Below are 12,083 nucleotides of genomic sequence, written 5' to 3'. Positions count from 1 at the left end.
CGACGAGTCCGGTGTGCGCGGCGTCGGTCTCGGCGAACGTGAGATCCTCGAGCACCGGCGGGGTGTCCGGCGCGGCGAGCACCGAGACGACGTCCGAGGCCGGGGAGTGCAGCCCGCGCACCGCGCGCTGCGGCTCGACCGCCCGCGGCACGGCGATCGCGCGCACGAGCCACGGCTGCCAGGCCGGCGGCATCACGCCCTGCCATCGCGCCACGTATACGAGCTGCCCGGTCACCGCGTCGCGCACGGGCGTGGCGCCGTCGAGCTTGACCTGCGCGACGGCCTCCGCGAACGCGGGCCCCATCGTGTCGGCCCGCAATGCGGCGCGGTCGCTGCGCGTGCGCAGCAGGCGGAAGCTCTCCACCGGCAGCGAGCTCGCGGCTTCGAGCTTCAGCAACACCTCGGTGCCGGTCGTGACGGCGACCGGCGAGGAGCGCACGACCGGCGGCTCGGGCCGACTCAGGCGCGGCGCGATCACGGCGCGCAGATGCTCGTGCGGCTGCGTCCCGGCGGGCCCCTGCGGCCACGGCGACTCGATCGCGGTCGACGAGACGATCGTGACGGCGAAGAGGTGGATGTCGGTCGACCCGCGCGGCAGCGTCACATCGGTCGTGCCCGCCACGGCATCCACCTCGACGAGACGGCGGAACGCGCCGCGCCGCCGGTCGGGCGTGAGCCCGTCGTACGCCGCGCGCAGCGCGACCAGGCGCTCCGAGGGAGTGTCGGCGGGGTCCGCCTGCGGCGTGAGCCCCGCGGTCTGGCGGAGCGCGGTCTCGGCGCACTCCCACACCACGGCCGTGCGGGCGTCTGCCCCGGCGGGGAGGCTCCACGACACCGAGGCGTGCGAGCAGCCGGCGGCGTCGGGCAGGCTCGCGAGCGGCACGTCCGGCAGCAGGGGCGGGGGCAGCGGATGCACCGGCACGGGGCTCGCCGCCTGGATGTCGGTGCGCGCTCCGAATGGCGTGGGTGTCGGGCCGACGAGCAGGTGACGGCAGGCCCACAGCGCCGCGCCCCAGCGGCGCACGGCGGCGAAGTCGAGCGTCGGCACCGTCGCCGTCATCCGGTAGCGGCGTGCTCCGGAGCCGCGGGGCGCCCCACCGAGCGGGGCGGTGCCCTCCTCGTTGAGCTCGATCACGGTGCAGCCCACGCCGGTGGGCGTGTCGCCCGCGAACGTGATCGCGAGGTCGCGGGCGAAGCCGCCCGTCGGCACGAAGCCTCCCGGGTCGAGCACCGGCGGCACCGCCGGGGCAGGCGCGACCGGGTGGAAGACGACCCGCACGTCGATGCGCGACGGCCGGCGCTCCGACCACTCCGTCGCGACGTCGACCTCGAGCGTCGTGGGCGCCGCGGTCGAACCGGCATAGCGCGTGTCGAGCTTCGCCGTGACGATCGCCGGGAGCTCGGGCGCGGGCTCGTTGCCCGAGTACGCCACATCGCGCCACGGCGACCAGACGCCGAACACGTCGGCGACGGCCAGCCCGTAGCGCACCGAGCGCCCGCCGCTGCCGAGCGGGATGACGGCGGGCGCGTGCATGAGCGACGCCCGGTCGAAGCCCGGTTCGCCCTGAGGCGCATCCGGCGAGATCGCGACGGTGCGCCAGCCCTGCGGAATGCGTCGCTCGATGATCGCGTCGGCCGCCGGCGCACCGGCGTCGGAGACGATCGCCGCCTGCTGCGTGGGTGTCCCGAGCATCGCCGACGCGAGCGCGCGCTGATAGGAGAGGCGGATGCTCTCACCCCACGCCTCGTCGGGATGTCGCGGCTCCACGATGCCCGCGCGAGTCGCGGTGAGCTGCGCCGGCGAGGGCACCTGGGTCAGCCGCGCCCCCCGCGGGGCGTAGGCGGCGAACTCGGCGGACCCCATGCCACCCGGCAGCGGCTGTCCTTCGACGACCTGCTCCCCCGGTGCGAGCACGTTCGCGTAGGTCGCCGTGATGAGCAGCTCGTCGCCGCCGATGGGGATCTGGTCGTCGTCGCCGAGCGGCTCGACCGCGTAGACCGAGCCGAAGCCGGTGGCGAGGTTGAGGAACGGATCGACCTGCGCCGTGAGCCCCAGCACGGCCCACGGCCGCACGTCGGCGTTCGCGTCGAGCGACGAGGTCGTCGCCTCGTCGATATGCGGCGCGGTCGTCGAGGTCCACGCCTCCCGCTGCATCTGGCCGAACTCGGGCAGACCCGGGTCGTAGAGGGCCTCGACCGCGGGGAACACGAACTTGCGGACTTCCTCTACCAACGACGGCGGATCGGGTTCCTCCCACGGCGGCGCCTGCACCCCGGCGGGGGTCAGGCCGTCCCAGCCGAGCGGCGGGGCACCCCGGGTGAGCCGGTGCACGGCGGCGTCGAACGGCCGCTCGAGTGCGTTCACCCAGCCCTGATCGCTCGTGTCGTAGTCTCCCAGCGCGGCGTCGACGGGAAGTCCGACGAGCTCGAGCGGCTCCCAGTCATCGGCGTTGACGATGTCGTGGAGCGTGGTGATGGCCACGGACGGCGAATGGCCGTTGACGAGCACCGCCCACGTGGCTCCGCCGGTGCGCAGGTCGAACTGCGCGATCGACCCTGCCGCGACCCGCTGCGCGGCCGCGCCGACGCTGCCGGCCAGCCCGTCGCGACCGAGCCGGTAGAGGAAGAGGCCGACCGGCTGAGCGGGATCCGACGGCGCGCAGCGCACCACGACGCGGCCGGCATCCACTCCTCCCCAGCTCAGCCGAAGGCCGTCGGTGACCCCGACGACCTCCGCGTCGATCGGCTCGGGCTTGCGGCGCTGCGAGACCGGGCGCCGCCAGACCATGAACGGGCCGTGCGGGACACCCAGCTCGGCGGAGCAGGCCCACGCGACGCGGACGTCGCCGGACCGGCGCTTGAGCCGCTCCCAGTCGACCTTCTCGCCCAGCAGCTGCTCGCGCTCGCGCGCGACGCGGGTCCAGTCGATCTCGACGGCCTGCGCCCGCATGCGGAACGGATCGGCGATGCGTGCCATCAGTCCTCCACCTCCCAGGGCGCCCGCTGCAGATCGACGCGCACGGCGGTCACCGCGGTCTCGGTCGTGGTCGTGGGCATCACGTCGCGATGCACCAGGGCGAACCGTGCTTCACGCCCGCGCGAGGACGGCCCGAGGATCGCGATTGCGCGCGTGCCCCCCGGTCCGCAGATGATGCGCTGCACCGTCGCGCGGGGCAGGTCGCCGGCAGCCGGTGGCGTGGCGTCGGCGCGCAGCACGAGCCACTCGCCGGGGCGACCGGCCCAGTAGCCGTGACTCGGGTCCGGTGCATCCGGGGGAGCGGGGACCCAGGTCGGGACGGTGCGCGTGCGCCACAGCGGCTCGCTGCCCTCGATGACCACCGCGAGCGGCTGGGGTGTGGCATCCGCGCTCCACAGCACGCGCGTGCGCGGCCAGTCGGGCACCGGCTCCACGTCGAGGCCCGCGCGCTGCAGGGCGTCGTCGACGGCGGCGCCGGTCGGCTGGTCGGCGAGCGCCGTGATGGCCGAGAAGTCGGCGACCGCGCGATGCTCGACGACCGCTCCCGACGTGAGCGCCGCGAGGTCGGACGTGTCGCGGAAGCGCGATGTGGTGAATCCCACGCGGTGCACCAGGATCGGATCGGCACCCGTGCCCTTCATTACGCTGTGGACGTCGGCGAGGTAGTCCGTCAGCGGCTCGAAGTCGTACTCGAGCGTCGTGGTGTACACGTTGGTCGCGTCGACGTCGACGTTCACGCAGTCCAGCCCGTCCTCGCCGATCACCTCGAGCACCGCCGTGTGCCACGGCTTGAGCACGCCCGACGCGCTCTCGAGCGTCGAGATGACGCCGTCGGGGTCGACCGGGAGGACCACGCCGTCCGTCGGAGAGCCGCCGCCGGGAGGAGCGGGATGGTCTCCGGATGCTGCGCGCACCGTCACTCGCAGCTCCCGGCCGTACGCATCGAAGAGGCCTGTGACGCGCTGGGTCGCGAAGACGATCTTCACCTTCTCGCGCGTGAACACGCCGATCTCGTCCATGCTCGGCGAGGTGCTCGTGATCCACGGATCGAGGTCGATCGGGGCGGTGCCCGCGGTGCGGAACGCGAACGTCTGCGGTGCGGCGACGGGCGCCCAGCCGTCGCCGTCGTCGCCCGTGCCCGGCTGCGCCTCGCCCTCCTTGCTCGTCGCCTCCCACGTGACCGCGATGGTGTAGTCCGTGCCGGGGTGCAGCAGCGCGACGTCGTCCGCGCCCTTCGAGAGGGCGTTGGACAGGGCGGTCCGGTCGCGGTCGATCGTGAGCTCGTCCCACTCGAACCGCTCCCGCTCGCTGGCGAACGATCCGGTCGCCGCAACGACCACGAACGGGTCGCTGAACTGCTTCTGCCCGTCCCGGCGACGGCCGATGACGACGCGTGCCGTGCCGTCGGGCACGTCCTTGAGCGGCACGAACACCGGCAGCAGGAGCCGTCCGGTCTGGCGCAGCCGCCCGGCGATCACGCCCGCCCGCCACACCGGATCCGCCCACGGCTGCCCGGGCTCGACCCACTCGTCGGGAAGACGGTGCGCGCCGCCGAGCATGTCCGACCCCGTCACGGGCCGCTCGTCGAGCGCCGTGCCGTCGGCGCTCTCGCAGCGGATGACGACTCCGTCGTTGAGGCCGCGCTCGTCGACGAGCAGCAGCACGGCGAAGGCCACGAACGTGTCGTCGTCGCGCACGAAGGCGACCGCGTCACCCAGCTCGTGCGGACGGAATCCCGTCTCCTCCCAGGCGGCCTTCACGAGGAGCTGCTCGTCCTCGGTGCCCCACGGAGCCGGCTGGTCGAGGTCGCGGTAGGGCGAGCGCAGGACTGCTCCGCGGCATCCGCTCTTCGTCCGCCGGCCACCCGCCGCCGCTCGCCGTCCGTCCTCGATCGGGGTGGGAGGCTGAGCCTCCCAGCCGTTGCGCTGGGCGACGGCGCCGAGGTCGTGGAGCGATCCGCCGTCGCTCAGGTACTCGGTCGCCTCGACGAGCGAGACGCCGCTCGCGAATGCGCCCGCGCTGAACGAGGTGGGGGGAAGCCCGTCCCACCGGCCGAACGGGTCGCGCGGATCGACCGGGTCGGCGGCGGGATCGAAGCAGAGCACCTGATCCCCGATCACGATCGCCGGTGCGGTGCCCTGCACGAGGTCGATGCGGGGACGGATGCGCCACAGCTCGATGACACGCACGCGGAGGTCGGCGGCCTGCGTCCGCACCGTGCCGGGAGGATCGGGCCACGCGACGCCCGTCAGACGCCAGCCGTCGTCGCTCGGTCCGTCGGGGCTGTCGTGGAACGTCCACAGCACGCGGGCCGGCGGGGCGCCCTGCGAGCAGACGCTGCCCCACTGATGGCGAACGGTCTCGACGAGGTTCTCGCCGTACGGGACGGCGGTCGGCGTGGCGGTCGGGAGCCAGTCGAGCAGCGCGAGCGTCGGGCCGGCGTGCGGGCCGGTCGCGGCGAGCGGCTTGATCCACGTGCTGGGCGCATCGCCGGGGCCGACTCCGCCGGTGAGCACGATCGCGTTCACGCGGTAGCGCCACCAGCGGTCGCCGACGCGGGTCCAGAAGTTCGGTCCGCCCGCGGGCAGGTTGACCGGCGGTTCGCCGAGGATCTCGACCTCGGTGCCGCCGGGGCCGCCGTTCATCTGCGGGGCGGTGTGGAAGGCGATGAGCGGGATCGCGTCGATCGGCACGACCGGCACCGGCTCGCTCGTCCCCGAGCGCGCGGCGTCGCCGAGCTTGCCGTCGATGACCTCACCGGCTCCCGTGCCCTCGACCTTCGCCGGGGTCCGCGCGATGAGCGAGACGCCGGCGACGAGGTCGCGCGGCGTCGGGGTCGGCGTCGGGGGCGCGCCGATCGTGAGGCTCACGCATCCCTTGACCGAGAAGAAGAAGAAGTCGACGCTGCCGCACACCTCGCCGTGCACGTACGGCTCCTGCGTGATCGTGCCGTCCGGATTCGCGCGCGTGCCGACCTGGACCTCCAGCGTCGCGCTCGCCGAGATGCCGACGATCCACAGCCGCAGCTCGCCCCGCACGTAGATCAGTCCGGCGAGGTAGAACGGGTCGAGCCCCAGGATCGCGTCGAAGCCGGCCGCGACCTCCAGGTAGAGGCCGACCGACTTGCTGCCCATGAGCACGGCCTGGAGATGGAAGCCCGTGGCGACGGCGAATCCCGACGGCACGGACAGGACGGGATCGGTGGCGAGCGTGATGCCGTTGCCGTGCACCATCAGATACCCGCTGCCGCGAATGACGTCGAGCACCGCGACCGTGACGCGCTCGGCCTCGGGGAACCGGCCGAGATCGACGAACCAGTTCTCGGGGTTCGCGGTCTCGAAGCTGGCCGTGACGGGCACCCGCACCGTGAGGATGCTCTCGATCTCGTAGGCGGCGACGATGCCGATGAGGATCTTGCCGGCCGCGAAGTCGATGTCGAGCACCGCGAGGAAGGTCGCCGTCTGGTTGCTGCCGAACACCGGAGGCAGGCTCAGGACGTCGGCCTTCATGATGAGGAGCAGCCGCGGGCCAGGCAGCTCGATGAGCACGATGCCGTCGAGGTGGACGGTGAAGCCGCCGTCGACCGTGCCGACGGCGATGCCCGCGGCGAACGCGAAGGCTCCGGGCTCGAGCGTCCAGCCCTCGGGTGCCATGACCTGCCCCGTGCGCGGGTACTGGGCCATGACCCAGTCGAGTGCGGGGGTGAGCGAGCTGGCGAACGGCGACTCATCGCGGCGGTAATTGACGCCGACGCCCCCCATGAAGCCGTAGATCCCGAGGCCCGAGTTGCCCAGCAGGATGGGCACCGGGAACTCGACGCGACCGCCGACCAGCACACCGGTCACTCCGCGGGCGGGATCGCGCTCCACCGCGAGCACCGCCGCCACGCGGATGTTGACCGGCGTCACCGTGAGGTCGAACGCCCCGCGGAAGCCGAACTCGGTGAACTCCAGCGACCCCGACCCGTGGAGGGTCCCGGGGATCTCGATGCTCGCCCGCAATTTCGTGATCTGCAGGTCGAGCGGCGGTCCGTCGAGCCGCACGCGCACGCGCACGGCGTCGACGCTGACGATGCCGAGGTCCACGCCGAGCCCGACCTCGACCTCGAGGTAGGTGGGGTTGTCACGGCTGACCCGGAAGCCGAGGATGCGCAGGATCTCGTCGAGAGGCGGCGTCGCCGTGAGGGCGCCCGCCGGCACGTCGAGCGAGTAGCCGCGGCTCGGATCGAAGACCGGCAGCGGCACGTACTCCAGGCCGCCGGGGGTGGTGCCCGTCCCCCACTCCGACCGCACGCCGATCGCCTTGTACCGCGCCTTGATCGGCTTCGCCGGGTCGACGCGCACGAGTTCGATGTCGAAGCTGAAGGCGATCTCGAGGTCGAGCAGGATGCTGATCTGCACGCCTCGATCGGAGGCGGCGGTGATCCCGTCGGGGCCGAGGATGCCGCTCGAGACGACGAGCTCGCCGCCCCGCAGCATCAGCTCGTGGGTGTGGAGCACATCGCTCGCGCCGAGCGCGACGCTGCCGAGGGCGACGATCGCACCGGCCGCGGGCGAGAGCTCGACGGCGCTGGCGGTGAGCGGCGCCATGACGGCGAGCGCCCCCAGCACGTTGAGCGTGTCGGCGTTCGCCTCGCCCTCGGTCATGATCGCGAGACCGTCGAGGTCCTGGTCAGCGGCGCGGAACTCGGCGGTGACCTCCCACGCGGCGCGGTCCTCGCTGAGGCGCAGTCGCACGAGGAAGAGGCAGATCCCGTCGCCGGCGTTGCGCGCGCCCGACCGCAGCGGGCTCTCGCCGCGTCGTGCGAGCGAGGACTCGGCCGCGGTCTCGATGTCGAATTCGCCGTAGATCTCGGCGCGGACGAGCGTGTCGCGCACGATCTCGACGCGCACGCCGATCTTGCGGAAGCAGTCGGGGCGCTGCGCCTGCGGCGGGCGCGGGTCGGTCCGAGGGGCCGGCGGCAGCACCGTGCGGGTGATCTCGGCACGACAGATCTCCTCGGCCGCCGGCATCGGCTGCCAGCGCGCGACCGCGAGCCACCAGTACGACGCGCCCCGCGCGGGCCGCGGCGTGACGCCGTCCATGAGTCCGGGGATGGTCGCCGTCGAGTTCGCGAACGCCGAGCCGTGAGGGGTCCCCTCCTGCACGTTCGTGAAGCCCGCGTTGCGCAGCGCCCGGATCGCGGCCTCCATCCGGCGGCGCGACAGGGCCAGGTTGTGGGTGTCCTGAGCACTCGAGCCCGGGTCCTCGTGCGAGGCGTACCCGTCGACCGTGATGAGCTGCCCCGCCCCCACCTGCGCGACGCGGGCGGTCATCGCGGCCTCGAACGCCGAGCCGCCGGGGGCGCTCGTCGTGCGCCCGGGGGCCGGCCGGTCCCGCATGTCGGGGTTGCTGTCCGCCCACGCCAGCCGCGCATCCTCGCGCACCTGCTCCTCCGGCGTCAGCGGCGGCACCGGGGCGGGCACGGGCGCCGGCGGCAGCTGGCCGACGGTCGGGCGATCGAAGTGGAACCAGCATCCGGCCGTCTGCGCCACCCCGGCCGGAATGGTCGCCGTGACCGACACCGGTGCGCCGGCGGCGACCGGCACCGTCAGCGTCTCGCCGGTGGAGCCACCGCCGCTCCACGTCCAGGCGACGGAGCGCCGCGGCTCGAGGCGTACCGTCACGTGCGAAGCGGTCTCGCTCTCCTTCACGATGACGTGGGTGCCGCGCTGCGTCGGGCGCACCTCCGTCGTCGACCCGCTCGGACCCGCTCCGCCGGCGGGGGACGTGTCGCGCGCGGCCGTGATGGTGCGCACCACCGCGGGAGCGGGCCCTCCGTCATCGGCCGTCACCGTGATCGTCACCGTGCCCGTCGCCGGTGTGGTGACCGGCGCCCGGTCGTCGGTGACGACTCCGCCCGAGCCGACCGTGATCGTGATGCCGACGGGGGCGATGCCGCCCTCGGTGTCGACGACGATCTCCGAATTCTCGGGCAGCATCGCGGTGCCCATGCCGGGATCGGGGATGTAGCGCCCGCCCGCGCCGCGGAAGCTGACGAGGATGCGCGGCGAGCCGCCGCGGTTGACGACCTCCGCCTCGAAGACGCCCGTGACGCCCTGGTGCTCGCCGACCCCGATCCACAGGTTGCGCACGCCCGCGCTCACGGCCACGCCCTCGAGTCCCGAGGGGGAGACGAAGAGGCGCACCTCCGGCAGGAAGAGCCCTTGCCACGCGGCGGGCTGCACCCGCGCCTCGGGCGGCAGGCCCGAGGGGGCGGCCTCGCCCGAGAGATCGAGCACCGCGGTGCGGTAGGCGAACCCGAGCGTCGAGCCGGGGCCGATCAGGGCGTAGGGCGGCTCCATCCGCACGAACTCGTAGATGTCCTCCGTCCCGCCGCCCGAACTGGTCGCGGACGACAGCAGCTTCACCGCGACGGCCTGCCCGCTCAGCTGCATCACCCGCACCCGCAGCTGCGGCACGACGAAGGTGACCTCGGGGAAGGCGGGGTCGGGGATCAGCTGGCCCTGCGCGTCGAGCTTGGCGCCCACCAGCCCGGGCACGCGGATCGCCGCGAGCGGCGCCGTGATCACCACGCGCCAGCCCGAGGCGGGCGCCCGCAGCTCGCCGACCGCGACGGTGACGTTCGGGTCGCGCAGCTGCAGGAGCGACCCGCCTCCGCCGAGGCCGCCGGTGGCGAGATCGAGGCCGGGGATGCCCGTCACGCTCTGCGTCACCGAGGTGACGTCCCACGTGCCGAACTCGTCGGTCTCGGGCGAGGTCGTGACCGGGCCGATCATCTGCTCGAGCAGCGGGCGCAGTCGATCCGCACCGCCGCCCGCGCCGGACAACGTGTCCCAGAGGCTCATAGCGCGCCTTCCGCAGGATGGATCACCGAAGAAGCGACGCCCGCAGGCTCGCTCGTTGTGTGGAACTTCCGTGGAACGGTCGCAACTCCATACGCCGACGGGCCCTGAGCCCCGCACGGCGGAACCCCCGCTGCGATGCGAGCCACATCTTCCTCCCGGCACGCGTAGCGCGCAAGGGGGCCCTCGACGAGGCGGACGGATGCCGCGGCGGAACTCAGTCCGCGAGGAACGACCGGTGGTGGTACCCGTCCGGGTCGAGCACCGCGACCGTCGACTCCGGCACTTCGAGGAACACGCCGGGCAGGTCGTTGAGCGGCTCCGACACCACGACCTGCGCGTGGTCCCCGAAGGCGTCGAGCCTCTCGGCATCCGGATACATCTGCCGCAGCGTCGGCACATCCGCCGAGTGGAAGAGCGTGCGCGAACGCCCCTGCGTCGAGTACCGGAAGGCCCACACGGTCGCGCCGTCCGAGACCGCGATCGTGCCCTGCATGGGGAACTGCACTCCGGCGGCGCGCCCTGCCTCCTCGACCTTGCGGATCGCGGCGCCCACGCCCGCGACCGGGTCGTCCATCAGCCCGTAGGTCAGCGCGAGGTTGAACAGCACCTCCGAATCGGTCGTGCCCTGGATCGACGGATACAGCGACGGATCCACCTCGAGCACCAGATCGCGCTTGTAGGTCGAGAATCCCGAGATCGAGCCGTTGTGCATGAACAGCCAGCGATCGTGGCGGAACGGATGGCAGTTCGTCTGCTGGATCGGCGGCCCCGCGGCCGCCCGCACGTGCGCGAAGAACAGCGGCGAGCGCACCGCCCGACTGATCTCGCGCAGGTTCTGGTCGTGCCAGGCCGGCTCGATCGACCGGAACACCGCCGGATCGGCGCCGGGCGCGGCATCCGGATACCACCCGAGACCGAAGCCGTCCCCGTTCACCGTCTCGGCGCCCAGGGGCGAGTTCAGCGACATCGCGACGACCGAGTGCTGCGGATCGAGGATGAGGGTCGAGGGCTGCAGGGCCTCACCTGTGTACGCCAGCCATCGGCACATCGTCGCCTCCGCACGCCCACTCCCGGACGAGCCTCATCGTAGGGCGGCTGCCGCGGCGAGCGCGTAGCCCCGTGCGGGTGATTGTCACGGTCGGATGCCTGGCCCGAGGCATCCGCTCACTGCAAGACTGGCGGCATGCCCGTGATCGAGAACTCGAAAGTCACCATCGTCGGCGCCGGGAGCGTCGGATCGAGCGCCGCGTACGCCGCGCTCATCCGCGGATCGGCCCGGCACGTCGCCCTCTACGACATCGCGACCGCGAAGGTCGAGGCGGAGGTGCTCGACCTCGCCCACGGCACGCAGTTCACCGGCACGAGCGACATCATCGGCGGGAGCGACCTGTCGGTGGTCGAGGGCTCGCACGTCGTCGTGATCACGGCCGGAGCGAAGCAGAACCCCGGTCAGACACGCATCGAGCTCGCCGGCGTCAACGCCGGGATCATGAGGAAGATGATGCCGCAACTGCTGAGCGCGGCGCCCGACGCGATCTACGTCATCGTCACCAATCCGTGCGACGTGCTGACGGTGCTCGCGCAGGAGGAGACAGGCCTGCCGCCGGAGCGCATCTTCGCCTCGGGCACCGTGCTCGACACGTCCCGCCTGCGCTGGAAGCTCGCCGAGCGCGCCGGGGTCTCGACCTCGAGCGTGCACGCCTACATCGTGGGGGAGCACGGCGACACCGAGTTCCCGCTGTGGTCGGCGGCGACCATCGGCACCGTGCCGATCCTCGAGTGGGTGACCCCCGCGGGCGACCGCATGACCGTGGACGAGCTCGACCAGATCGCGATCGACGTGCGCGACGCCGCCTACAAGGTGATCCAGGGCAAGGGCGCCACCAACTACGCCATCGGACTCTCGAGCGCCCGCATCATCGAGGCGATCCTGAAGGACGAGCGGGCCGTCATGCCCGTCTCGCCCGTGCTGCGCGACTTCCACGGCGTCGACGGCGTCGCCCTGTCGGTGCCGTCGGTGGTGAGCGCCGCCGGCGCCGTGCCGATCCGCGAGACCCGGTTCGCCGACAAGGAGCTCGACCTGTTCCACCGCTCCGCCGGCGCGCTGCGCGAGGTCGCGGACTCGCTGCGCGGCTGACCCGGGCTCGGGGTCGGGCCCGGGCGCGGGCGCGGGCTCGAGCGCGGGCTCGGGCGCGGGGCCGGGCGCGGGCGCGGGCTCGGCGCGGGCGCGGGATCGGGCGCGGGGCCGGGCGCGGGCT

At 73.1% G+C, this 12,083-nt stretch carries 4 protein-coding genes; 1 reads left to right on the top strand and 3 read right to left on the bottom strand.

What is annotated here, in order from left to right:
- The 3 genes from ACE3O1_RS12055 to ACE3O1_RS12045 all read right to left on the bottom strand — a co-directional run.
- The coding region (locus tag ACE3O1_RS12055) for a hypothetical protein (protein ID WP_374315353.1) at window positions 1-2,977 on the bottom strand (2,977 nt) is incomplete at its 3' end.
- Complete coding sequence (locus ACE3O1_RS12050; RefSeq protein ID WP_374315351.1) at window positions 2,977-9,825, bottom strand: DUF6603 domain-containing protein; 6,849 nt, start codon at window positions 9,823-9,825, stop codon at window positions 2,977-2,979. The genes ACE3O1_RS12055 and ACE3O1_RS12050, both read right to left, overlap by 1 nt.
- Window positions 9,826-10,039: 214 nt before the next feature.
- On the bottom strand, window positions 10,040-10,873 hold the full coding sequence (locus ACE3O1_RS12045; RefSeq protein ID WP_374315349.1) for a class II glutamine amidotransferase: 834 nt from the start codon (window positions 10,871-10,873) through the stop codon (window positions 10,040-10,042).
- A gap of 135 nt (window positions 10,874-11,008) precedes the next feature.
- Between ACE3O1_RS12045 and ACE3O1_RS12040 the strand changes: the two genes are divergently transcribed.
- Window positions 11,009-11,962 (top strand): L-lactate dehydrogenase, encoded by a 954-nt coding sequence (locus ACE3O1_RS12040; protein ID WP_374315347.1) that lies wholly within the window; start codon window positions 11,009-11,011, stop codon window positions 11,960-11,962.
- Window positions 11,963-12,083 lie beyond the last annotated feature (121 nt).

This window comes from Microbacterium sp. (assembly GCF_041909575.1).
Classification (GTDB): Bacteria; Actinomycetota; Actinomycetes; order Actinomycetales; family Microbacteriaceae; genus Microbacterium.
This window is presented reverse-complemented; position numbering and strand designations above follow the sequence as displayed.

Bases quoted from the DNA above. Each gene is read 5' to 3' on its own strand.
- ACE3O1_RS12045 (WP_374315349.1), bottom strand. From the start codon at position 10,873: ATGTGCCGATGGCTGGCGTACACAGGTGAGGCCCTGCAGCCCTCGACC.
- ACE3O1_RS12040 (WP_374315347.1), top strand. From the start codon at position 11,009: ATGCCCGTGATCGAGAACTCGAAAGTCACCATCGTCGGCGCCGGGAGC.
- ACE3O1_RS12050 (WP_374315351.1), bottom strand. From the start codon at position 9,825: ATGAGCCTCTGGGACACGTTGTCCGGCGCGGGCGGCGGTGCGGATCGA.